Annotated in this window: 19 protein-coding genes; 10 read left to right on the forward strand and 9 right to left on the reverse strand. The window is 63.9% G+C overall.

Going from position 1 to position 22670, the window contains the following annotated elements; genetic code table 11:
- Positions 1-6: 6 nt before the first annotated feature.
- The 4 genes from ACZ5YV_RS17095 to ACZ5YV_RS17110 form a co-directional block, all read right to left on the reverse strand.
- The gene (locus ACZ5YV_RS17095) at positions 7-1752 is read right to left on the reverse strand and encodes an N-acyl-D-amino-acid deacylase family protein (protein WP_464789573.1); all 1746 of its coding nucleotides are present in this window, start codon (positions 1750-1752) and stop codon (positions 7-9) included.
- Between the two features lie 180 nt (positions 1753-1932).
- On the reverse strand, positions 1933-2862 hold the full coding sequence (locus ACZ5YV_RS17100; RefSeq protein ID WP_464789574.1) for a phytanoyl-CoA dioxygenase family protein: 930 nt from the start codon (positions 2860-2862) through the stop codon (positions 1933-1935).
- Between the two features lie 49 nt (positions 2863-2911).
- The gene (locus ACZ5YV_RS17105; RefSeq protein WP_464789575.1) at positions 2912-4294 is read right to left on the reverse strand and encodes a spinster family MFS transporter; all 1383 of its coding nucleotides are present in this window, start codon (positions 4292-4294) and stop codon (positions 2912-2914) included.
- Between the two features lie 123 nt (positions 4295-4417).
- Positions 4418-6505, reverse strand: coding sequence for an acyl-CoA dehydrogenase family protein (locus ACZ5YV_RS17110; protein ID WP_464789576.1), 2088 nt, complete (start codon positions 6503-6505; stop codon positions 4418-4420).
- Between the two features lie 154 nt (positions 6506-6659).
- Between ACZ5YV_RS17110 and ACZ5YV_RS17115 the strand changes: the two genes are divergently transcribed.
- The 9 genes from ACZ5YV_RS17115 to ACZ5YV_RS17155 all read left to right on the forward strand — a co-directional run bounded on the left by ACZ5YV_RS17115 (position 6660) and on the right by ACZ5YV_RS17155 (position 16786).
- Complete coding sequence (locus ACZ5YV_RS17115; protein ID WP_464789577.1) at positions 6660-7475, forward strand: enoyl-CoA hydratase; 816 nt, start codon at positions 6660-6662, stop codon at positions 7473-7475.
- The gene (locus ACZ5YV_RS17120) at positions 7472-8263 is read left to right on the forward strand and encodes an enoyl-CoA hydratase-related protein (RefSeq protein WP_464789578.1); all 792 of its coding nucleotides are present in this window, start codon (positions 7472-7474) and stop codon (positions 8261-8263) included. The genes ACZ5YV_RS17115 and ACZ5YV_RS17120 overlap by 4 nt, the downstream gene beginning before the upstream one ends.
- Before the next feature lie 133 nt (positions 8264-8396).
- The gene (locus tag ACZ5YV_RS17125; RefSeq protein ID WP_464789579.1) at positions 8397-10283 is read left to right on the forward strand and encodes a flavin-containing monooxygenase; all 1887 of its coding nucleotides are present in this window, start codon (positions 8397-8399) and stop codon (positions 10281-10283) included.
- Between the two features lie 10 nt (positions 10284-10293).
- Positions 10294-11190 carry an IclR family transcriptional regulator gene (locus ACZ5YV_RS17130; protein ID WP_464789580.1) on the forward strand — a complete coding sequence of 299 codons (897 nt, stop codon included), beginning with the start codon at positions 10294-10296 and terminating at the stop codon, positions 11188-11190.
- A gap of 2 nt (positions 11191-11192) precedes the next feature.
- Positions 11193-12284, forward strand: a complete 1092-nt coding sequence (locus ACZ5YV_RS17135; protein WP_464789581.1) for an alcohol dehydrogenase catalytic domain-containing protein — start codon at positions 11193-11195, stop codon at positions 12282-12284.
- Positions 12281-13156 (forward strand): alpha/beta hydrolase, encoded by an 876-nt coding sequence (locus ACZ5YV_RS17140; RefSeq protein ID WP_464789582.1) that lies wholly within the window; start codon positions 12281-12283, stop codon positions 13154-13156. The genes ACZ5YV_RS17135 and ACZ5YV_RS17140 overlap by 4 nt, the downstream gene beginning before the upstream one ends.
- Positions 13157-13247: 91 nt before the next feature.
- The gene (locus ACZ5YV_RS17145) at positions 13248-14438 is read left to right on the forward strand and encodes an amidohydrolase family protein (RefSeq protein WP_464789583.1); all 1191 of its coding nucleotides are present in this window, start codon (positions 13248-13250) and stop codon (positions 14436-14438) included.
- 28 nt (positions 14439-14466) lie between these two features.
- Positions 14467-15948: a class I adenylate-forming enzyme family protein gene (locus tag ACZ5YV_RS17150; protein ID WP_464789584.1), complete on the forward strand. Its 1482-nt coding sequence runs from the start codon at positions 14467-14469 to the stop codon at positions 15946-15948.
- A 31-nt stretch (positions 15949-15979) separates the two neighbouring features.
- Positions 15980-16786, forward strand: coding sequence for an SDR family NAD(P)-dependent oxidoreductase (locus tag ACZ5YV_RS17155; protein ID WP_464789585.1), 807 nt, complete (start codon positions 15980-15982; stop codon positions 16784-16786).
- A 30-nt stretch (positions 16787-16816) separates the two neighbouring features.
- On the opposite strand, the gene ACZ5YV_RS17160 is transcribed toward ACZ5YV_RS17155, so the two are convergent.
- Positions 16817-17809 carry an alpha/beta fold hydrolase gene (locus ACZ5YV_RS17160; RefSeq protein ID WP_464789586.1) on the reverse strand — a complete coding sequence of 331 codons (993 nt, stop codon included), beginning with the start codon at positions 17807-17809 and terminating at the stop codon, positions 16817-16819.
- Positions 17810-18032: 223 nt separating this feature from the next.
- On the opposite strand from ACZ5YV_RS17160, the gene ACZ5YV_RS17165 reads away from it, so the two are divergent.
- Positions 18033-18872, forward strand: a complete 840-nt coding sequence (locus ACZ5YV_RS17165; RefSeq protein ID WP_464789587.1) for a helix-turn-helix domain-containing protein — start codon at positions 18033-18035, stop codon at positions 18870-18872.
- A gap of 33 nt (positions 18873-18905) precedes the next feature.
- On the opposite strand, the gene ACZ5YV_RS17170 is transcribed toward ACZ5YV_RS17165, so the two are convergent.
- From ACZ5YV_RS17170 to ACZ5YV_RS17185, 4 genes are all read right to left on the reverse strand, one after another.
- Positions 18906-19700: a hypothetical protein gene (locus ACZ5YV_RS17170; RefSeq protein WP_464789588.1), complete on the reverse strand. Its 795-nt coding sequence runs from the start codon at positions 19698-19700 to the stop codon at positions 18906-18908.
- A gap of 122 nt (positions 19701-19822) precedes the next feature.
- A complete protein-coding gene (locus ACZ5YV_RS17175) occupies positions 19823-20728 on the reverse strand; it encodes an NAD-dependent epimerase/dehydratase family protein (RefSeq protein WP_464789589.1) in 906 nt (301 codons plus the stop codon).
- Between the two features lie 84 nt (positions 20729-20812).
- Positions 20813-21556, reverse strand: coding sequence for a glucose 1-dehydrogenase (locus tag ACZ5YV_RS17180; protein ID WP_464789590.1), 744 nt, complete (start codon positions 21554-21556; stop codon positions 20813-20815).
- Positions 21556-22602, reverse strand: a complete 1047-nt coding sequence (locus ACZ5YV_RS17185) for a hypothetical protein (protein WP_464789591.1) — start codon at positions 22600-22602, stop codon at positions 21556-21558. The genes ACZ5YV_RS17180 and ACZ5YV_RS17185 overlap by 1 nt, the downstream gene beginning before the upstream one ends.
- Positions 22603-22670 lie beyond the last annotated feature (68 nt).

Below are 22670 nucleotides of genomic sequence, written 5' to 3' on the forward strand. Positions count from 1 at the left end.
GGTGATTCAGACTGCGGAGAGCGGGGCGCCCGGTGCCACCACATGGCCCGGTAAGGCTCCGGTCAGTTGTCCATTGATGACGATCGGCTGGCCATTGACGATGGTCGCCTTGACCCCGGTGCCCAGCGCTTTCCATCGGCCGATGCCGCCGGGCAGGTCGTGCACGAACTCCTTGCGCCATGGGCCAATGGTTTCGGGATCGAAGATCATGATGTCCGCCCAACCGCCAACGCGCAGCGTGCCGCGATCGGTGAAACCCAGCATCGCGGCAGGCACTTGCGTGATCTGGCGGATGCCTTCCTCCAGCGTCCAGCGTTTGCGGTCGAGAACCCAGGAGCGCAGGAAATAGGAACTCCAGTCGGCGCCGTCATCCTTGTGCAGATGAGCGCCACCGTCCGACACGCCGACGATCATGTTGGGATGCCCTTGCGCGACATCGACGGCTGCGGCCCATTCGGGGCTTTCGGTGCGCCAGCGGAAGGTGGTGCGCAGATCCTCGTCCAGCGCTAGATCGAGCATCGCGTCCATCGGCGCGATGCCCCAATCCTGTGCCAGCGCAGCGATCGACTTGCCTTCGAGGGAGCGGTTCCGTTCCTCGGCGACTTGCACGACATAAACGTCGGGCCATTGCGGCGGCGGGAGCGTGGTGCCCTTTGACGGGTCGCGGTTGCATTCTTCGACGGAGTGGCGGACCCCGTCGCGCCATATGGTGTCGCGAAGGGCGACGCGCCGTTCTGCGTCGGGCAGGTTCAACAGGTCGTTGAAGGCGAAGCAGGCCTTATAGTGAACATTATTGGGGCCGATTTCGACGGTGCGGTCGAAGGGGCGGCTCATTAGCAGGGAATAGACGGGCGTGCCGCGCGCGGTTGCATCGTCCAAGAAGCGGGACGCCGTGTCCCAGCTGGCGGTTGGCACATCGACCTTGCTCGCCCCGCCGATGCCCTGAATGATCACGGGGAGGCCCGATGCCTCGCCGATCTGGAGCAGGAGGTCATAATCGTCCTGCGTCATGCCGCCGATGGCGCTGGCCGGCAGGTAGCAGATGGTGCCCGGCCGCGTCCATCCGGCGGCGGCGCTGAGTGCCAGAAGCTCGTCCCGGCTGGCGCGACGGGAAGGGACGGGTCGGCCCTTGATATCGAGATGCGTGGGCGCTGCGGAGGAGGAGAGGCCAGCGGCGCCCGCCTTGACCGCTTCATCCACGATCGCCTGCATGGCGGCGATCTCTTCGGCCGTTGCGTCGCGGTCGTAGGCGCCTTCGCCCATGACCCAGCGGCGGATGTTGGAATGGCCGACATAGCAGGCGAAGTTGACGCCGAGCCTGCCTTTGAGGGACGACAGATACTCCGGGAAGGTTTCGAAATTGTCCCACGGTACGCCAGACAGGGCGATGGGGTTCATATCCTCTACGCTGGCGAAGATGTCGGTCAGGAATTCCCGGTCATCCTTGCGCACGGGCGCCGCCGAGAAGCCGCAATTGCCCGCCAGTAGGGTGGTGACGCCGTGGAAGCAGGACATGGTGGCATAGGGATCGAAGGTGATCTGCGGATCATAATGGGTGTGCGGATCGACGATGCCAGGTGCGACGATCATGCCGCTGGCGTCGATTTCCTGCTCCGCCGTCGCTTCGGCGAGGAGGCCCAGTGCGGTGATATGGCCGTCCCTTATGCCGACATCGATCCGGCGGCGGGGCAGGCCGGTGCCGTCGATCACCAAGCCGCCGCGAATGATCAAATCGAATGTCTGCGATGTCATGCGCCGGGTCGCTCTCTTTGGTTCTGCTGTATGGCGAAGATGTATTCCCAATATGGAATAGGGTTCACCAATAGGCGCAGCTTTGCCGCCTATCCGGAAAAGGCGCGCGGCAGTGCAGAGGGGCTGAAAGCGCAGAAGCGGGCCTGGCCGGATCGGTCCCGGCAGGCCCGCATTCTTATCTCACCATTCCATCTCGGGCGTGACGATCAGGTCCTTCACCGCGTCGGGAGCATAGGTCCAGGGTTCATCGAAGCCGACGGAGACCGAGCTGTAGCCAAGGATCTGGCGCAGGATTTTGGACGATCCCTTCATCACTTCGGGGTCGATCGCCATCGGGAAGTTGATCATGGGTTTCCACCAGGGCGGGCAGTAGCCGATGATCACGCCAGCGCGTTCAAGGTCCGTTGACGTGTTCGCGCCCGTGCCGTGCAGCAGCAGGTCGGTATAGATGAGCACCGATCCGGCGGGCGCTTCGGCAGGCACGGATTCATATTGGACGGCCCAGGATTGCGGTTCCGTGTCGCGATGGCTGCCCGGAACCATGCGGGTGGCGCCATTGGCTTCGACGAAATCATCAAGGCACCAGATGAAGCGGGTCTGCGCGGCGCCTGCCGACAGCGGCATCGCGCCGCTGCGGTCGCGGTGGATGCCCTGCTGCGCGCTGCCGGGGCGGGTGACGTTCGCGCCATAGCTGTGGACGAGATAGGATTCGTCCAGCGTCTGCGGCCCCAGCAGTTCGCGGGTAAGCTGAAGCGGCAGTTCATGTTCCAGGATGTCGCGGAAGAAGCGTTCGCGGTTCATCAGATGGCATCCCGACATGCGGCGATTGAGATCGTCATTGTCGGTGTAGAAGCGGCGGACGCGCTCTTCATCGATCGCTTCTTCGCGGGTGATTTCGGCGGCGAGGAAGTCGCGCATCTCGCGCGCCTTGTCCTTGGTCACGACCTCGGCCGCGATGGCGTATCCCGCGCGGTCAAGATCGGCGCGGATCTGGTCCATGTCCTTGGTCGGTTGCGGCAGGGGGCCGTCAAATTCCAGCGGCTTTACGGGGCGCGTGTCCATTGCGCCCATATTGTGCGTGACCTGCCTCTTCGCGTTTCCGGTAGCCATGGCTTATCCTCTCTCCGATATTCATCCGGTGTTTCGGTTCACCTGTATTTTATATCCGCTGCGTTGCGCAATCAATTCGTACAGTCGTTGTACTTTCCTGCTTAAGCGCGCGCATCGCCATGGTCCAGTGCCAGGCGGCCCACAGGAAGAAGGCGGTGAGGCAGATCATCGCGTCCCGCAAGCCAAGCGCCGCGTCGCCGCCGCGCAGATAGGCGAAGGCGTCGCTCAGCACGCCTGCCACAAGAGGCCCCATCGATACGCCGATCAGGTTCGCAGCGACGATGTTCATGGCGCTCGCCCGCGCGCGCATCGAGACCGGCGCGAGGCTTTGGGTGAGGGCGATCGAGGGCGCGGTCCAGAAGGAGCCGACGATGTAGCTCGGGATGAGGACGAGGAGAACCGCCTGCCCATCCGCCATGCTGAGCGCGAGTATGTCGAGCGGGATGCAGAGGAGCATGCCCGCGATCGGCAGCCAGAGCGCCATGTGGAGGCCCGACTTGGCAAGCCGCGTCCCTTGCCAGCCGCCTACCCAGGTGCCGATCGCCCCGCATATGCCGGTCAGCAGGCCAAGGCCGACGCCGACATGCGCCAGGCTCATGCCATGGTTGCGGATGAGGAAGGAGGGCAGCCAGGTCGCTATGCCCGTTTGGGCGAAGGCCATGATGGCGGTCCCCGCGACGATGTGCAGGAAGGCGCGCCGTTGTGAGAGGACGCGCAGGCTTTGAAGGAAGCTCAAAGACTGGGCGGCTTGCGCCGGTTGATCGGAGGGGTCTTCGGTTCCGCCGCGGATCGGCTCGCGGGCGATGAGGGGGAAGAGGATCGCGATCAGGATGCCGGGGGCACCTGCCAGTAGCAGCGCCGTCCGCCAGTCGGTCGCCTGCGCGACGATGCCGCCTATGGAAAGGCCCGCCATGATGCCGACGGGCACGCCGATGGCGAAGATGCCTGCCGCAGCGGGTCGCTCGCGAGGAGGGTAGAGGTCTGAGATCAGGGAGTGGGCTGCGGGGGCGAAGCCTGCCTCGGCAAGGCCGACGCCCATGCGTGCTGTGAAGAAGGCGCCGAAGCTACGGGTGAGGCCGCACAGCGCCGTCATGACGCTCCAGCTCGCGGTGAACAGCGCGATCAGCCGTACGCGATTGACGCCGCGATCGATCAGTTGGGCGATGGGAATGCCCATCAGGGTGTAGAAGATGCCGAAGGCTCCGCCGGTCAGCAGGCCGAGTTCCCAATCCGCGAGCTGGAAGTCAGCCTTTATGGGTTCCTGAAGGATGACGACGATCTGGCGGTCGAGATAGTTGAGGCTGTAGATGAAGGCGAGCATCAGCAGCATCGCCGTGCGGCGTTGCGCCTTGAACGGCGGTGATGCTGAAAGGGCGTCGGGGCCAACCGCCGGGAGCGCGTCCGACATGGTCAGGGGTGCCGGGTTCGTCATCAGCTTGTCTCCCAGGGAGCCGCCGTCCTTGGGAACGGCTTAGGTCATGGGGGTCAAGATCATCGGATCGTGGTCGGGATCAATGCGGGCGCGCACCTTTCCACGCATATGGAAGCCCGCAGGTCAGGCACGGGGCAGGCCGAGATGATGTTGGGCGATGATGGTGCGGTGCACCTCGCTGGTGCCGCCATAGATGGTCTGGCCGATCGACTGGCGATAGGATTCCTCAATCTTCGCCAGGGCGGGCGTTTTGTGGGTGAGCGTGCCGGGCGCGGCCAGCGCGGTGAGATTGGCGGCGTCAGCCATGTAGATTTCGGTTGTGAACATCTTGGCCATCGGGCCGATGGCGCGGGTCATCCGGCCTGCCTCGATCGCCCAGGTGACGCGGCGGCACATGAGGTCGGCGATTTCAAGATGGGTGCGCACACGGGCGAGGCGAGCGCGAACGGCTGACTTGTCGATCGGGCGCTTGCCCGACGCATCGCTGCTGTTGGCCCAATCGAGGGCGGCGCGCATCAGGCTGTGGTGATAGATATGGTAGCCTTCGCCGCCATGTTCGATTTCCATGGCGGCGGCCATCACCTTGAGCCCGCCATTGACTTCGCCGAGGCGGTAGCGGTCGGGCACGCGGACTTCGTCGTAGAAGGTGATGTTGGTGCGTTCATCCGGCAGCGTATTGACCGGCTGGATCGTGACGCCCGGCAGGTCCATGGGGAAGAAGAAGATGGTGATGCCCTTATGCTTGGGCGCGTCCGGATCTGTGCGGGCGAGCATCAATATATAGTCGGAGATATGCGCGCCGGTCGTGAACATCTTCTGCCCGGTGATGATCCAGTCGTCGCCATCGCGCACGGCGCGGGTGCGGGCGGCGTACATGTCCGATCCCGATGCAGGCTCGGTGAAGCCGAGGCAGGCGAGCGCCGAACCGTCGGCAAGGCGCGGCAGGACTTCGGCCTTCAACTCTGGCGAGCCGAATTTCATCGTCATGCGCGCGCCCATGTTGGTGCAGCCGATGGGGATGCGGGAAAGGCCGAATTCCTCGAACACGCGGCCGAGCGCGGTGACCTCCATGGGACTGCGGTCTTGCCCGCCCCATTCGCGGGGCCAATCCGGGTAGGCTAGGCCCGCTGCGGCAAGCTTGCGGTGGAGGTCGGGGAGGTGGCCGTCGGTGGAGGTGGCGGCTGCGGCTTGCAGTTCGGGCGTCATGACGGTTTCGAGGAAGGTGCGCACTTGCGCTGCGAAGGCTTCTTCGTTTGGGGTGAAGCCCATTTCGACGCCGGGATCGCCAGCGTCGGGCAGCGCGATCGTCGCACCCGCCCAGAGGCGATCGCCCGCGTCAACCAGTCGGTCCTCCGGGTCGCCTTCCGCCAGTGCGACGCGATCGATCGCGAGGAAATAGAGGTGGATGTCATATTCGTCCGAGAGGCCATAGCCGCCGAAGGTGCGCAGCGCCCGGCGTACGGCGGCTCGGGCGGTGGTGGCTGTCCACCAACTGGTCAGGGCGGCGAGAGCGCCTGCGTCGGACTGTTGCTGCGCGACGCCCCAGATGGTGCGCCAGAGCAGCAGGCGGCCGCCCTCCATGTCGGTGATGGAGTCGGCGAGGGGGAAGGCGACGCCCTGAAATGCGCCGATCGGCTGGTCGAACTGCTTGCGGTCGGTGGCGTAGGCGGCGGCCATTTCGATAGCGCGGGTGCCTGCGCCGACGAGCCATGCGGAGCGCAGCAGGGTTCGTTCGGTGAGGGCGGCTTCGAAGGACTGCCTTGCCGCGTTGCCGTTGGCGATGATGCGCCTTTCGCCGGTGGGCAGGAGGGCGTGGATGGCGTCGGCTTCCCAAGTAAGCTGGATGCAGCCGTCCTGCGGGTCGAAGCTGATGGGCGTCGAGGATGCCTGTTCGAGCAGCGTAGCGGCGGCTTCGCCTTCCAACTGGCCCATAAGCGCGCAGGCGGCGATGCCGTCCGCGATCGGGAGGGGGGCCGCGCCCCGGCCTGCCGCTTCGCAGATCAGCGCGGCTTCCATGAGGCCCATGCCAAGGCCGCTACGATCTTCGGGCGCGCGCATGGTGATGAAGCCCATATCGCCCGCTTGGCCCCACAGGCTGGCGTCGATGGCGCCCTTGGACGCGCGGGCGGCCTGCACCACCTCTTCGCGATCGAAGAAGCGCAGGGCTGCTTCCTGCATCATCGCCTGCTGTTCGCTGAGTTCGAGGTTCATGCCAATTCCATCTTGTTCGCGCCTTCCTGCTTGGCCATCCTGAAGCGCAAGATGTCAATTTGGCGGCAGCGCGCTTCCGGTAGTGCGGAAGGGCGCTGGTAGCGGGATGCCCGCAGCGCCGATCGCGCGCAACCAGGGTCCAGGAGTAAGGCAGATGGTAGAATATATCCGTTACGCGGTCGAGGAACGGGTGGCGACGATCACGCTGGATCGCGCCGACCGGGCGAATGCGCAGAATGAACCTTTTTTGCAGCAACTGAACGAAGCGTGGGAAAAGGCGGCGGCGGACGAGTCCGTGCGCGTCATCTTGCTGCGCGCGGAGGGTAAGCATTTTTCCGCCGGGCATGATGTGAGCGCGGACGCCATCCGCGACGGGTCGTTCAACCGGATTCGCGAGACGATCCCGGAGCGCGGGTTGCTGGGCATCCATGAATGGGAGGCCAAACATTATCTCGGCTATTCCAGGCGCTGGCGGGATATTCCCAAGCCCTCGATCGCGGCGGTTCAGGGCGCTTGCATCGCGGGCGGGCTGCTGCTGGCATGGCCGTGCGACCTGATCATCGCGGCTGATGACGCGCGCTTTTCCGATCCGGTGGTGCTGATGGGCATCGGCGGGGTCGAATATCATGGCCACACATGGGAGCTGGGGCCGCGCAAGGCGAAGGAGATGCTGTTCACCGCCAAGCCGATTGGGGCGCTTGAGGCGGAGCGGCGGGGCATGGTGAACCGGGTCGTGCCGCGCGCGGAGCTGGATGCCGAGGCGCTGGCGCTCGCGCGGGAGATTGCGCAGATGCACCCCCATGCGCTCGCCATGGCCAAGCGGGCGGTGAACCAGACGCTCGACATCATGGGGCAGAGCGCGGCGCTGCAAAGCTGCTTCGATATTCACCAGCTGGGCCATGCGTCGGCTTATGGCCAGACCGGCGAGTTCATCGTGGCGGGCATGGACAAGGTGAAGTCGCACTCATGAGCATCCTCACGCAGGTGGAGGGGGGCGTTGCCACGCTGACGCTGAACCGGCCAGAGCGGCTGAACGCGGTGACGGAGGCGATGCTGGACGAGATCGCGCTGACGCTGCGGGGCTGGTCCGTCGATCCGGCGGTGCGTTGTGTGGTGCTGGCGGGGGCGGGACGTGGTTTCTGCGCCGGTTATGATCTGTCGGATGATGGCAAGGAGGCTCGGGCGGAGCCGATGCGGGCCGATGAAGCCGCCGCGCGGATGAGCGTTCATGGCGAGATTCCGCTGTTGCTCCATCGTATGCCCAAGCCGACGATTGCTTGTTTGCGTGGGCCGGTGGCGGGGAGCGGCTTGGTCATGGCGGCGGCTTGTGATCTTCGGATCGCTTCGCGGACGGTGAAGTTCAAGCTTGCTTTTGCCAGCGCCGGGCGGTGCGGCGATCCGGGGGGCAGCTATTTGTTGACCCGGCTGCTGGGCGCGGCGCGGGCGCGGGAGATGTTCCTGCTGGACGAGCCGATGCTGGGGGAAGAAGCGTTGGCGAGCAGGCTGGTTAATCGGCTGGTTGAGGATGAGGCGCTTGAGACCGAGTGCGCGGCTCTGGCGGCGAAGCTGGCGAGCGGGCCGACGGCGGCCTTTGCGGCGATGAAGCGCAATCTCAACGCAGCGGGGGCGATCGCGCTGGAGGAAAGCATGGCGCAGGAGGCGGCTGCGAATGCGCAGATCAGTTTGTTTTCGCATGATGCTAGTGAGGCAGCGCGGGCCTTCATGGAGCGGCGTTCGCCCAATTTCCTCGGCTACTGAGGACCTGCGAAAAGCATCCGTTCCGGCATTGCGGAATTGGGGCGGGTTCGGCTTACCTCGGTCCAAAGATTCGATATTGCAAAAAACAAGGCTGGCGCGTTCGCAGGCGTCTAAAGTGAATGGGACGGGATGAATGGCCACGGCGGCAAAGGCGATCGACACTGACAGCATTCGGCGCGCGGTTGAACTGGCGGACCTGAATGCTCTGCGGATCGCGCTCTATCAGAACAGCGGGGATGAGGAGATTGCCGCCCTGCCTGCTGCTGCGCAGATGAGCGACGGGCAGAAGGCGCTGCTGAAGGAGCGCGCGGTCGAATGGTTGGCGGACAATGCCGGTCCGGTGGATTTGCCAGAGCCGCCCGAGGACGAGCTGCGCCGCTTGATGACGATGCTGTCGGGCGAGATGACGGATGTCGAGTTTGAGGCGCGGCGGGACCTTCCGGGCTTCCGCTCCTTTCCCTGCGCCGTCGAATGGGACGGCGAAAAGCCCGAAATTCCAGAGGATTTCCGCATTGTCATCATCGGCAGCGGACCGGCGGGGATCGCGGCGGGGGTGCAGTGCGAGTTGCTGGGCCTGCCCTATCTGTTGCTGGATCGTCAGCCTCAGGCGGGTGGCACATGGACGATCAATCGCTATCCCGATGTGCGGGTCGATACGCCTTCGATCACCTATGAATATAGCTTCGAAAAGCTCTATCCCTGGGGCGAGCATTTCAACCGGGGCGAGGATGTGCGCACCTACCTCCAGCATGTCTCGCGCAAATATGGGGTGATGGCGAACAGCCGCTTTGGCCATGATGTGAAGGGCGCGGTGTTCGACGAGGGGCGCAACGTCTGGAAGCTGGACGTCGAAACGCCCGGCGGACGTCAGGAGATCGTCGCCAATGTGGTGATCACCGCGTGCGGCACCTTTGCCAATGCGCAGCTGCCCGACATCGAGGGCGTGCAGGATTTCGGCGGTCAAATCATCCATCCGTCCGCATGGCCGGAGGGGTTGGACCTTAGCGGCAAGCGGGTCGCCATCATCGGCAATGGGTCGACCGGCGTGCAATTGTTGAGCGCGGTGGCGCAAAAGGCGGGGCATGTCAGTGTCGTGCAGCGCACCCCGCAATGGATCAGCCCGCGCGAGAAATATGGCGCGCCGATCGAGCCGGAACTGGCCTGGCTCAATGAGAATATGCCCGGCTACTGGAACTGGTCGCGCTATACAGCGACGATGCCGCTGTTCGACATCGACCGTTTACAGCGCGTCGATCGCGAGTGGCAGGCGCAGGGTGGCAAGGTCAGCAAGGCCAATGATGATCTGCGCGCCTTCCTGACCAACTATATCCGGCAGGAAACCGGTGGGCGCGAGGAGCTGATCGAAAAGCTGATACCCGATTATGCACCCATGTCGCGCCGCCCGGTGGTCGATAATGGATGGTATCGCGCGCTGACCCGCGACAATGTGGAGTTGCTGGCCGGATCGGTGGCGCGATTTACGAAAACGGGTTTTGTGATGGCGGACGGGACGGAGCGGGACTTCGACATCGTCATCGCCGCGACCGGATTCGACGTGCTCAAATATCTCTGGCCCGCGCGGTACAAGGGGCTGGAGGGCAAGGACCTGCACGACATATGGGACGCGGGCGATGGCCCGCGCGCCTATCTGTCGATGATGGTGCCGCAATTCCCCAACCTGTTCATGCTGTACGGCCCCAATTCGCAGCCGCTGACCGGTGGCACCGGCCTGCCGCAATGGTGGCTGATCTGGGCGAGCTATGCGGCGCAATGCGTCATGCGCATGTTGAAGGAAGAGAAGGGCCGCGTCGATGTGAAGCCAGAGGCGTATGAGCGCTATAATCGCGCACTGGATGCCGAGGCGCAGAACTGGCTTCAGATGACGCCCGAAGGCGGTATCGAGAAGAATTATTATGTGAACCGGGAGCATCGCAGGCTTCAGGTCAACGCGCCCTGGCTCAGCCCCGATTACCACCGCATGTGCACGGTGGTGAATTGGGACGATCTGGAATTGAGCTGAAGGAACGGCGATGCCCCGTCCGGCCCTGGCTGCGTCACGCGCCATCGACATATTGAACTTCATGGCGGCAGCGCCCCTGCGCGGCTATTCGCTGACGGAGCTGGTGCGGCAGCTGGACCTTAATCCCGCATCCTGCCACGCGCTGCTCGGCGCGATGACGCGGGACGGTTATCTGGTCAGGGCGCAACGGGGGAAGGATTATCGCCTTGGCCCGGCGCTGATCGCGATCGGTCATGCGGCGCTGCAATGCCATCCGGTGGTGGCGGCGGCGCGGAACCAGATCGCGCTTTTGTCGGCTGAGCTGGACCTGGACAGCCTGCTCACCGCGCGGCTGGATGACCGGCTGATCGCGCTTGCGTCGGAAGGGCCGGGGCGTATGCCCGGCCTAGCGGTGGGGCAGCGGGTGCCGCTGATCCCGCCATTGGGCACGCCCTTCCTCGCCTGGGCGGGTGAGCGGGAGGTGGATAGCTGGCTCGCCAAGGCGGCGGGGGCGATCGATGCCGACCGGCTGCGCCAGTCGCTCGCGATGGTGCGGCAGCGCGGCTATGCCGTCACGCAACGCAGTCCGGAGCAGGCGGCGACGGGGCTCGCCGTTCTTGGCATGGCGGAGGAACCGCTGGCCGGAGACTGGCAGACGCGCGTCGCGGAACGGATCGGGCAGATGGGCGAGGATTATCTGATGATCGAGGCGCAACCCGACCGGCTGCATCCGGTGATGATGATCTCCGCCCCAGTGTTCGGCGCGGACGGCGCGGTGCTTTGTACATTGTCGCTTTTTGGTTTCGACCGGTCGCTGCCGCTGAGCCGGATCGCTGCGCTGGGCGACGCAGTCGCGCGGCACTGCCGGGCGGCGAGCGGGATGCCGTGTGATCCGGACAAGCAGATGAATGAAGTTGGGAGAGGCTGAACATGCGGGCGCTGATCTACGAAGGGCCGGGCAAGATCCGTTTTGTCGAGGATGTTGAAGTGCGGGAGCCGGGCGCTGGCGAAGTGCTGGTGCGCATCGTGGCGAGCGGCATTTGCCATTCGGACATTTCGGTCATCAACGGCACCATCGATTGGCCTGCGCCTGCGGTGCTGGGCCATGAAGGGGCGGGCATCGTCGAGAAGCTGGGTCCGGGCGTCACCGAACTGGCGGTGGGCGATCATGTGGCGCTGCATACGCTCGCCAATTGCGGGCGCTGCGGCCCGTGCGAGAGCGGCAGGCCGACCCATTGCCGCCAATCCTATGGCAACCGCGCCCAGCCGTTCAGCCGTAACGGAGAGCCGGTGTCGAGCTTTGCAGCGACATCGACCTTTGTCGAGAAGACGGTGGTGAAGGCCAATCAGGCGGTCAGGATCGATCCGACCGTGCCGCTCGACATTGCCTGCGTCGTAGGCTGCGGCGTGCTGACGGGGGTGGGATCGGTCGTCAACCGGGCGCGGTTGAAACCGGGCGAGACGGCGGCGGTGTTCGGCATCGGCGGCATCGGGCTCAACGTATTGCAGGGCTTGCGGCTTTCGGGCGCGAGCCGGATCATCGCGATCGACTTGCTGGCGACACGCGAGGCGAAGGCGCGGGAGTTTGGGGCGACCGACTTCATCGATGCTTCGCAGGGCGATGTGCCGCAGCGGATCAAGGACATCGTGTCCGGCGGCAATCCCGATCATGGCAGCGGCGTCGATTGGGCGTTCGAATGCGTCGGCAATACGCGCGTGCTGAACGATGCCATGGCGAGCCTTGGCTGGGGCGGCAATTGCGTTATCGTCGGGACGACTGCGACGGGCACGATGGCGGAGGTATCGCTGACGCCGCTCTCCTTTGTCGATCGCGGGGTGATGGGTGCCCGCTATGGGGCGTCGCGGCCGCATCAGGATATCCCGTCCTATATCGCGCAGTATCGGCAGGGTAAGCTGCTGCTGGATGAGCTGGTGACGCAGCGTTATGATCTGGCCGACTTCGAACGGGCGTTCCACGATCTGGAGGAAGGCAAGCTGGCGCGCGGCGTGTTCGTGCTGTGACGGGGGCCGGTGCCTGGGAGTTGCCGCCGTTGCGGGCGGGCTATGCCGCCGATGACGCGCTGATCGAGCGGCGGGCGCGGGCGGCTGGTCCTGCCGATGCCGTGGAGCGGGCGGGCGAGGTGGTTATTGGTGGTGTGCGTTGTTTGGTCATCGAGCCGCGTGGGTGTGATGCGCGGGGGGAGATGATTTACCTGCATGGCGGAGGGTATCGGCTGGGGTCGCCGCTTGCCTATGTGGATTATGCGCAAAGGGTCGCGGATGAGGCGGGGCGGCGGATCATCCTGCCCTTTTACCCGCTGGCTCCCGAGCACCCCTTCCCGGCGGCGTTGCACGCCGTTGTCGCGGTGTATCGCGGGTTGGAGAACAGGCAGTCGGTGGTTGTCGCGGGCGACTCTGCCGGTGGCGGGTTGGCGGCGGCGCTCTGCATAGTTGCAGCGCGTGCTGGTGAGCGGCCTGCGGGTGCCGTGCTGGTGTCGCCGATGCTGGATTTGACGGCGGGGGGTGAGAGCCTTGATCGTAATGCGGGACGCGATCCGATGTTCTCCAAGGCCGCCGTGTTGGATAGCGCGCAGCTATATTTGCAGGGGCATGATCCGCGCGATCCGCTCGTTTCGGCGCTGGAGGCGGACCCGGCGGACTTTCCGCCGACATTGGTGCTGACGGGCGGAGCGGAGGTGTTGCTGGATGAGGCGGTTGCCTTTGCCACGCGGCTGGCGCTCGGGGATCGGCGGGTCACGTTGCATGTCGCGCCGGGCACGGGGCATGTCTGGCCGTTGCTGGCGCCTGAAACGGGCGAAGCGCGGGATGCGGTCGCGGCGATCGCGGACTTTGTGAAAGCGCTGGAACCGGCTCGATCCGGGGATTCCGGGTAGCCGGAAAGCCGGTCCGCTCAATTGACCGGAAGCGGGCCGGTGCAGGACAAGTAGAGCATCAAATTATCATAGCCGACCGAAAGACATTGTGATGACGACGCCCAGCCTTCCTTTTCCCGTGTATGACGCGGACAATCATTTTTACGAGCCCGAGGATGCGCTGTTCCGGCATCTGCCCAAGAAGTGGCACAAGGATTTCCGCTTCGTGGAAGTGGATGGCCGCAAGCGGCTGGCGATCAAGGGGCAGATTTCGGACTATATTCCCAACCCCACCTTTGAGCGGGTCGCGGCGCCCGGGACGCACGTCAAATATTACAAGGCCGAGAACCCTGAAGGCCTGACGATGCGGCAGATGACGGGGAAGCCGATCGCTCCGCCCGAATCCTGGCGGACGGGCAAGGAACGGTTGGCGGTGCTGGACGGGCATAATGTGCACGCGGCGCTCATGTTTCCAACGCTCTTTTCGGTGATCGAAAAGTGGATGAGCTATGACCATGAGTTCCTGCATGATGCCCTGCATGCGCTCAACCAGTGGACGAGCGAGGAATGGGGCTTTGCGCGCGAGAACCGGCTGTTCGGCGTGCCGGTGGTCTCGCTTGCGGACATGGACCGGGCGCTTGCCGAGACCGACTGGCTGATCAAGCAGGGTGCGCGGACGATCTGCATCCGGCCTTCACCAGTGCCGGGCTATCGCGGCGGGCGGTCGATGGGCCTCAAGGACTTCGATCCATTCTGGGCACGGATCGAGGAGGCGAAGATCTTCGTGTCGATTCATGCGTCCAATTCCGACTATGATCATCTGATCGAGATGTGGACCGGCGGGGCGGAGTGGCTGCCGTTTGAGTCCGATCCGTTCGTCAATTGCCTGAGGATCATCGAGCGGGCGATTTCCGACACGATCGCGGCGATCATCTGCGGCGGCGTGTTCGATCGCTTCCCGGGAGTGCGGATCGTCAGTGTCGAGAATGGCGCGAAGTGGGTCATTCCGCTGATCGAGCAGTTAAAGCATGTTTATGGGCAGATGCCGCAGAAATTCATGAATGATCCCGTTGACCAATTTCATCGGAATATCTTCGTGACGCCCTTTGTCGAGGATGATTTCGGGCAGTTGAAGGCGCATATGCAAGTCAATCGCATATTGTTCGGCAGCGACTATCCGCACCCTGAGGGGACTGAACACCCACTCGACTTCCTTCATGAGTTGACGAACTATTCCATGGCCGAGAAGGAAATGGTGATGTCGTCGAACCTCAAGGGTCTGTTGGAAGGCGTGCGCAATTAAGGACGGCGGCCAGTTAGGACTACCATCAGTGAGCCAGGACGTTATCGAGCAGCTTCGCGCCAATCTGCGCGACCATAGGGATGATCGCGGCATCGAGTATGAGGGCCGGTGGGTGAGCTGGGGCGAGGTGGCGCGCTATGGCGACGCCGTCGTTGCGCTGCTCGACGCCGCCGGGTGCCCGCCATCGGCGAAGGTCGGTATCATCATCCGCAACCGGCTGGCGCATGCGGCGGCGGTGGTGGGGCTGCTGGCGCACAGGCGGTCGGTGAGTTTCGTCTACCCCTTCCTGCCCGCGACTGCGATTGCGGACAATGTCGAGAATTTGGGCGCTGCGGCGATATTGGCCGACGAGCAGGACTGGCCGAACTTTTGGGAGGCGGCGGGGCAGGCTGGTTGCGCGGGGATCGCTTTTGGTGGGATCGATGATGCGCCCATGCTGGTCGATGGGCTGGAGAAGTGCAGGCGATCCTCGTTCGACAATGCCTTGCCCGATGGCGGGATCGAGGTGCTGTCGAGCGGGACTACGGGGACGCCAAAGCGGATTCCCATGCCGCTCAAGCTGCTGAAAAGGGCGGTGATGAGCGCGCCCGGTGCGGAGTCAGGCAGCGCGCCGCTGGTGCAGATCAATATCTGGCCGCTGGGCGGGGTGGGGGGCGTGTGCCTGCTGACCGGCGCTGCGGTCAACAACACGCCGCTGGTGCTGATGGAGCGGTTCACGGTCGATGGCCTGGTGGATGCGGTGCGGCGCCACAGGCCTGATACGCTGGGCCTCAATCCCACCGCGATCGCGATGATCATGGACGCCAATGTGTCCCCAGAGGACATGGCGAGCGTGAAGAGCGTGTCCGGGGGATCGGCCTATCTGGACCCCGATCTGCAAGAGCGCTTCGAGCAGCGCTATAATCTGCCGATCCTTTGGGGCATGGGCGCGACGGAATTTTGCGGCACTATCGTCCGCTGGACGCCGCAGATGCGGGCAGAGCGCGGGGACAGCAAGCGGGGCAGCACGGGCCTGCCCATGCCGGGCGTGGAGATACGCGCGATCGATCCCGAAAGTGGCGCGGAAGTGGCGCGGGGGACCGAAGGACTGCTGGAGGTGCACTGCCCGTCGGTGCGGCCTGATTGGGTTCGGACCACTGACCTGGTGATGATTGATGAGGACGGATATGTCTTTCATCGCGGGCGGCATGACGGCGCGATCGTGCGCGGGGGCTTCAAGATATTGCCGGAGCGGGTGGTTGATGTGCTGCGCCAGCATCCGGCTGTGGTCGATGCTTCGGTGGTGGGTATCCCCGACGCGCGGTTGGGGGCGGTGCCGGTGGCTGCGGTCGAATTGAGCCGGAGCGCAGGGGCAGTGGATGAACAGGCGCTGCTGGCGCATGTGCGGGCGGAACTGCCGCCGACGCATGTGCCGGTGGAAATCCGGATCGTGGACGCGCTGCCGCGTACGCCGTCTCTGAAAGTCAGCCTGACCGAAATCAAGAAGATGTTCCTGGCCGACGCCGCATGAGCTGGCGCGCGCAATAAAGAGGATGGGGAGGATGAGCGTGTCATTGCTGGGCCTGGAAGGAAAGAAGGCGCTGATCGTTGGTGGCGGCCGTGGCATGGGCGAGGCGAGCGCGCTGCTGCTGGCGGAGGCGGGGTGCGATGTCGCCGTGCTGGACAGCGTCATGGAGCGGGCCGAGCAGGTCGCGAGCGAAGTGCGGGCGATCGGGCGCGCGGGCATAGCGATCGAAGCCGACATATTGGACGAGGCATCGGTCAAGAAAGCGGTGGCGGATGCGGAAGGCGCGCTGGGCGGGCTCGACATATTGGTGACGATCGTCGGGCAGGCGCTGTTCAAGCCGCTGCTCGACGTGACGCTGGAGGAATGGGATCATGATCAGTCCCGCAACCTGCGCTATTTCTTCGTGACGGCCCGTGCGGTGGCCCAATCCATGATCGCGCGTGGCGTGCCGGGATCGTTGATCTGCATCGGATCGGTCGATGGCGCGGTCGGATCGCCGATGCATGCGCCCTATGGCGCGGCCAAGGCGGGGCTGATGCATCTGGTGAAGTCGATGGCGACCGAATGGGGACGGCATGGCATTCGCGCCAACGCCGTGGCTCCGGGCAGCATCACGACGCCGCGCCTGCCCGAAACGGCGGAATCCCGTGCGCTGATGAAGTCGAGCGTGCTGCCGATCGGCCGTCCGGGCACGACGCGGGACGTGGCGGGGGCCGTGCTGTTCCTGGCGTCGGGATTGTCGGAATATGTGACCGGTCACAGCCTGTTCGTGGATGGCGGATGGATGGCCGCCAACCACTTCGATCCTCGGGTGATGGCGACCAAGAAGAGCAACGAATAGCGGTTCACTCGGCCAGGGCCGATACGACATTCAGTTCTGGCGGCCTGCAAATGGCGGTTCTCCGCGCTTCCGGTGCTCACGTACTTTGAGTACGCTGCGCTCCGGGTCGCGGAAAATCACCATTTTCGGCTCGCCATCTCCTGAATGTCGTATCGGCCCTAGGAAGGGCATGATCGCCGACAGGCATGCGTCGAAGGCGTCATGCTGGGGCCAGTGGCCGCTGCCGGGCAGGCAGACCTCCCGCACGTCAGGGAGATGGGCGAGCAAATCGGCGGGCAGGGCCGAAGGCCAGCTGCGTTCGCCATAAACAAGGAGGGTCGGGGAGGCGATGTTGCGCCACAATGCCCGGACATCCTCCATGGAGATGTCGGGAAATGCCCAGACGGCGAGATAGGGATCATGCTTCCACTGCCATCCAGCCTTGCCAGCCCGCCGGAGACCATGGCGCGTCATGTGCCGTGCCTGCGCATGGGTGAGGAAGGGATGGCGTTCGCACATCCGCTCGACCGCTTCGTCCATGGACGCGAAGATGCGCGGGGTGGCAAGGGAAGCGGCGCGGCGCTCTTCAAACCAGTTGCGGGTCGTTTGTTCGATGCTTTGGCTGAAGCGATAGGCTTCGATATCGGGAGGCGCGCCAACGGTTTCGATCGCGACGATGCGTCTTATCGTTTCGGGATAGGTTGCGGCAAAGCGCAAGGCGATGTGCGCGCCGAGGGAGTGGCCGATCAGGATGGCCTGACGCTGCGGACCCAGCGCCAGTTGTTCGGCAAGCGCGGCAAGATCGGAAAGATAGGCCGCGAAGTCGTAGCGCCCGTCCTGCGACCAGCCGCTGTTCCCATGGCCGCGAAGATCGGGGGCGATCACATGGTAATCGGGAAGCAGGGCATTCGCCAGCGCGTCCCAGCTGCGGCTATGGTCCCGGCTGCCATGAAGGAGGATGGCGAGCGGGGCGCCTTCATGCGTCCATTCGGTATAGCTGAGCGGCATGCGGCCATTGCGAAAGCGACGTTTTACAGGCTTCATCCTGATGTGGGGGCGACTTTGTCTGTCGTGCATGTTTGCAGTGTAGAGAGGAGCGAAGCTGTGCTGGCGACCGGCAATGGCGGCTTTCCATATTCGCGTAAGGGATCGCGGCGGAGCGGATTTCCCAAGCTTGAATCCATGGTGCGCCAGGAATATGGTAGGGAATAGCAAAATCCGGGTGATCGGCAGCGCCGACGCTGGCAAGAAGTGCGTAGGAGGCGGGATGAGCGCTAACTCACAGGCGGAAGGCAGGTCTGGCGGCAGGGGCAGCGTGAAGTCGTGCCTGCGGACGTTGGAGGTGCTGGAATATTTCATGAAGTCGGGCGAGCCTGCGCGCACGATCGAGATCAGCGAAGCATTAGGCATCCCCAATTCAAGCGCTGACGAAATCTTGCGCACGCTCGCGAGCACTGGCTATCTCACCTATAGCCAGGCGACGAAGCTCTATGCACCATCCTACAAGCTGGTCGCGAATGCTTCGTCGATCGAGCAGAGCTTTTTTGGAAGCGGCCGGATCAACGAGGTGATGGAAGATATGCGGAGGGAAACCGGCGGATCGGTTTTCGTCACGCAACAGAATGACTGCTGGTCGGAGAGTGTCGCTGAAATGTCCGGTGGTTGGGCGGCGAAGCCGGATACGGAGCCCTATTATTCCACCGAGATGATCTGCTTTGAGCGCAACAGTTGGCGGCCGGGCACCAATTTTGCCGCCGCAATGCTGTCGCAGCAATCCAATGTCGACATCATCCAGCTGGCGACCCGGACGCAGCGGCTGGGCCTTGGGCCGAAGGGTCCGACGCTGATGAAGCATCTGGTGGACCGAATTTCGACGACGCGGGCGCGCGGGTTTGCGCTGTGCCGACGGAGCGCGACCATTCCGGTGGATTCGATCGCCATGCCGTTGCGGGTGCCGCATGGCGTTGCTTCCTACGCCATCGGGGTAGTGGGCGATCCGCTGTTCGGCAATGACAATGATGTGCGGCAGATGCTGTCGGGCATGCAGTCGGTCATCTATCGCTATAATGATCGCATTCGCCGGAACGGGGCGGTGAGCATCCAGTAAGGGGACGGTCGTTACTGAGCCGCCCCTTAGCTCTCAAAGCTGGTCGGTGTAGCTGTCGGTGCCCGGAATCGTCGGGATGAAGGGCGAGGCTATGGCGATGCGGCCGATGCCGCTTTCCTCGATTGCCTGGGCCAGCGGCACATAGGCGGAGTCCCAGACGGCTTTGGGGTCCTGGATCGAGAAGCTCAAGAAGACGGCGCGGTCATTCTCCTCAACCGGTACATCCTTGGGACTGGTGGGATCGAGGGGCAGGGGGGAGCCGGTCAGCGCAACATCGCCCGGCAGGTCGCGGGCGCGGAGCAGGGCGGAAAGGTCCGCGCTGGTCTTACCGGGATTGAGATCGACGATGAAGGCGACGAGTCCGCCATAGGGGCGGTCGAGCGCCAGCTCGATCGGCATGCTGCTTCCGGGCGCATTATATTCCGCGTCGAAATTGTAGAAGCTGGTGTGGATATGGTCGCGTTCCTTGAACATGCGGCCGGTGGCATGGAGGTCGTTGACCTGACGAACGGCCCACGCGTCCCAATCCTTATGATGCCCGTCCAAAATCCAGTAGAGCGCGAGATAGGAACCCTTTGACAGGTCCATGGTGCCTGAACCGAAGCGCCTGGCCTTTTCCGCGCGGGTCGCAACATAGCGGGCGCCCGAGACGGTGTAGGCGCCGATCATGCAGCCGCTGTAGAAATGATCGCGCTCATACCAGCGATTATAGGCGACCTCATGGCCGGGGCGTGGCTCGACCATGGTGAAGAGCAGGGAGCCGAGGCGTATGGGACGGTCGGCGCGGGCGATGTCGGCCCTTTCGTACAAGGTTTCGCAGCTTTGCATGGACCTCTTCTCCTATGATGGCGCTGCTGGCGGGAAGGGCCGCGCGCCGGAATGTGGCTTTACTCAAGCGCGCAACGAGGCGCGGTTAAAGCGGGGCTGCGCCTCTTCCGGATCGGCGGAAGCTATCGACCGGCAAGCACTTGATAGGCGGGATGGCCTATGTCGCTCAACACATCGAGATGGCGGGGGCTCCAGTCCAGTTCCCGACGGGTGCGCGGGCTGCGGGATCGGCTGCATGTCGCCATGCCGATCAGCGTTTCGAACTTTCCCCAGCGGCGGACGCCTTCGGTGAAGTCGATGCTGCGCGTCTCGATGCCGAGGTCGCGGGCGACTGCTTGCGCCAGAGTGCGGTTGTTCAGTTCGCCTGCGACGGCGTGATAAAGGGCGCCGGTTGAACCTTGTTCCAGCGCCAGGCGGTAGACCTCTGCCAAGTCATCGACATGGACGTTGGAGTAGAGATTGAGACCCTGCCCAAGATAGCCGACTTCGCCCGTGCGTCCGGCGTCGCTGTAGAACATGCGCAGATGGCCGCAGCCGCCATGCCCCCATATCATCGGGGGCCTGATGACCATGGCGCGCAATCCGCCCGATGATCCGGCGCGGCGGACGATATTTTCCGTGTCAAACCGGAGGCCGATATATTTGGAGGGTTCGAACGGGTCGTCTTCGGCGAAACTGTCCTCGCTCCACAGGCCGTCCGTGCGTTGCGACAGGAGGCCGGTGCCGCTGGTGAAGATGAACTGGTGACCGCGCCCGTCAGCTGCATTGAGCAAGCTTCTGACGGTGTCATGTTCCTGCTGAAGGAGCAGTTGGGCGGCATAGATGGTGGCGTCGTGCTGGCGCATCACGTCGATGACGGCGTCCAGATGCGACAGGTCACCCCGTAGAGGGGTTATGCCATGATCGATAAGCGCGCGATCGCCTTTGCTTGTGCGGCTGAGGCCGGTCACCTGATGGCCGGACGCTCTGCAATGGCGGGCGAGGTGCGATCCGAGATAGCCAGTCGCGCCGAGAACGAGAATGCGCATCGGGTTCCTTCCGCGCGGCAGGAAGCAACAGCGATGCACCCGGCGTCAAGAGTCCAGCCATGGGTTCCGGAGAGGCGGAGGGGGTTAGAGCGAGCTCACCAGATGCCCGCCATCGACCACCAGTTCCGCTCCCGTGATGTAGGAGCCAAGATCGGACGCTAGCAGGAGCAGGGCGCCGTCCAGATTTTCCGGGCTTCCTATTTGGCGCTGCGGTATCCGCTTGATCATCGCCTTGCCTGCGTCCGTTCCCCAGAAATGCTCGTTCAAGGGCGTCATGATATAGCCGGGGCACAGGGCGTTCACGCGGATATCGTAGCGCGCCCATTCCAGTGCCATGACCTTGGTCATCTGCACCAAGGCGGCCTTTGAAATGGCATAGGGGCCAAGCTGTGCGCCCTGCCGTAGGCCAAGGATGGACGCGATGTTGATGATGCTGCCCGGCCGACCTGCCGCAATCATGGCGTGCGCCGCCCCGCGCGCGACCAGATAGGCGCCGCGCGCATTGGTATCCATGACGCGATCCCATTGCGACGCATCCTGATCAAGCATTGGACCAGCGCTTACGACGCCCGCATTATTGATCAGGATGTCGACGGCGCCGACCTCTTCCCACAAGCGATCGACGGAGGCGACGTCCTGCACGTCGAGCGAAATGGCGCGCGCGTGGGGGAGCGATGCGGCAAGGCTTTCCAACTGGTCGCCCCGCCGGGCGGCGAGGACCAGTTCAACACCCTCCGCAGCGAGCGTGCGCGCGAAATGCGCGCCGAGCCCGCTGCTCGCGCCGGTGATGAGCGCGGTCCTGCCCGCCAGGCCGAAGGTGAGAGCCATCAGGCCGCCAGTGCTTCCTCTGGTTCCGGGGGGAAGCTGGATGGCTTGCCGGGATCATAGGCCTGGACCAGCAAGCGGATGAACTGTTGATCGGTGAGCGGATCGCTGGGCACCTCGAAAGTGGCGCCGCGTGCGCGCAGATCGGCGATCAGCATGTCGAATATTTGATCATGGCTGATGTCGTCAGTGTGGTCGAGCGAGCGCTTCAGTTCGCTATAGTCCATGAAGATGTCCGCGCCCCAATGGATGAGAAAGCGGAACTCGTCTTCCGGTATCTTCTGGATGACTTTGCCGTCCGTGGTGATCTGCCAGCCATTGGGATCTTCGGGATCCGCGCTCATGAGCGAATTGATCGCGAGCCCTTCGGGTCGGCGCAGGGCGGCGGGGCCGCTGGCTTCCGCCGTGTGGTACATCATTTCATTTTCAACGACGACCGCGCGGCCCCACATCGGCGCCTTGATCTGGGCAGGCTGCCCTTGCGGGCCATCGGGCCAGTAGTTGAAGCCGCCGCCGACCTTGCCCTTATAATACCAGGTGATAACCTGCGCCTTTTTCGCGCGCCAATGTTCGAACAGGCCGGACTTCACCATGATGTTCATCAGCCATACGGGGGATGTCTGCATGGAGATGCCACGGAAGCGGGTGCCGTCGACATGGGGTGCTCCAGCGCCGGGACACGGCCCCTGAATGTTGAACAGCATATTTTCGGGCCGGGCGTATTCGGCCTTCCAATATCCCCGAACCAGATCGAGGAATTTCTTGTTGAAGAAGCAGTCTTCGATATCAGGATGCTGGACTGTCGATCCTTGCGCGAGATAGCCACGGAATACTGGCGAAAGGAACATGTCCCATGTGGGGGTAAAGCCTGCCGGAAGGCCGCCGGAGGTAGTCGCGACGACTTCTTCCGGTGACTTGAAATGTTGTGCCAGGATCAACGACCAGGGGCCGTTTTCCCGCACGACGTTCAGCATGCGGCGATGCTGGTCCTGTGTATAGGCGTTCTCGATGATCTGGGGCGGGGCGACTGGGCGGAACTGGGTGGTCATGTGAACTCTCCTGAGTACCTACATCGCTGACCGCCCCTTAATTTGTAAACAGGGAAAGCTGAGGCGGC

Source organism: Sphingobium sp. TomTYG46 (genome assembly GCF_055396345.1).

Coding starts and splice junctions, on each gene's coding strand:
- ACZ5YV_RS17115 (WP_464789577.1), top strand. CDS start 6,660: ATGGTAGAATATATCCGTTACGCGGTCGAGGAACGGGTGGCGACGATC.
- ACZ5YV_RS17125 (WP_464789579.1), top strand. CDS start 8,397: ATGGCCACGGCGGCAAAGGCGATCGACACTGACAGCATTCGGCGCGCG.
- ACZ5YV_RS17120 (WP_464789578.1), top strand. CDS start 7,472: ATGAGCATCCTCACGCAGGTGGAGGGGGGCGTTGCCACGCTGACGCTG.
- ACZ5YV_RS17155 (WP_464789585.1), top strand. CDS start 15,980: ATGAGCGTGTCATTGCTGGGCCTGGAAGGAAAGAAGGCGCTGATCGTT.
- ACZ5YV_RS17165 (WP_464789587.1), top strand. CDS start 18,033: ATGAGCGCTAACTCACAGGCGGAAGGCAGGTCTGGCGGCAGGGGCAGC.
- ACZ5YV_RS17145 (WP_464789583.1), top strand. CDS start 13,248: ATGACGACGCCCAGCCTTCCTTTTCCCGTGTATGACGCGGACAATCAT.
- ACZ5YV_RS17160 (WP_464789586.1), bottom strand. CDS start 17,809: ATGAAGCCTGTAAAACGTCGCTTTCGCAATGGCCGCATGCCGCTCAGC.
- ACZ5YV_RS17135 (WP_464789581.1), top strand. CDS start 11,193: ATGCGGGCGCTGATCTACGAAGGGCCGGGCAAGATCCGTTTTGTCGAG.
- ACZ5YV_RS17185 (WP_464789591.1), bottom strand. CDS start 22,602: ATGACCACCCAGTTCCGCCCAGTCGCCCCGCCCCAGATCATCGAGAAC.
- ACZ5YV_RS17175 (WP_464789589.1), bottom strand. CDS start 20,728: ATGCGCATTCTCGTTCTCGGCGCGACTGGCTATCTCGGATCGCACCTC.
- ACZ5YV_RS17130 (WP_464789580.1), top strand. CDS start 10,294: ATGCCCCGTCCGGCCCTGGCTGCGTCACGCGCCATCGACATATTGAAC.
- ACZ5YV_RS17105 (WP_464789575.1), bottom strand. CDS start 4,294: ATGACGAACCCGGCACCCCTGACCATGTCGGACGCGCTCCCGGCGGTT.
- ACZ5YV_RS17110 (WP_464789576.1), bottom strand. CDS start 6,505: ATGAACCTCGAACTCAGCGAACAGCAGGCGATGATGCAGGAAGCAGCC.
- ACZ5YV_RS17170 (WP_464789588.1), bottom strand. CDS start 19,700: ATGCAAAGCTGCGAAACCTTGTACGAAAGGGCCGACATCGCCCGCGCC.
- ACZ5YV_RS17095 (WP_464789573.1), bottom strand. CDS start 1,752: ATGACATCGCAGACATTCGATTTGATCATTCGCGGCGGCTTGGTGATC.
- ACZ5YV_RS17100 (WP_464789574.1), bottom strand. CDS start 2,862: ATGGCTACCGGAAACGCGAAGAGGCAGGTCACGCACAATATGGGCGCA.
- ACZ5YV_RS17180 (WP_464789590.1), bottom strand. CDS start 21,556: ATGGCTCTCACCTTCGGCCTGGCGGGCAGGACCGCGCTCATCACCGGC.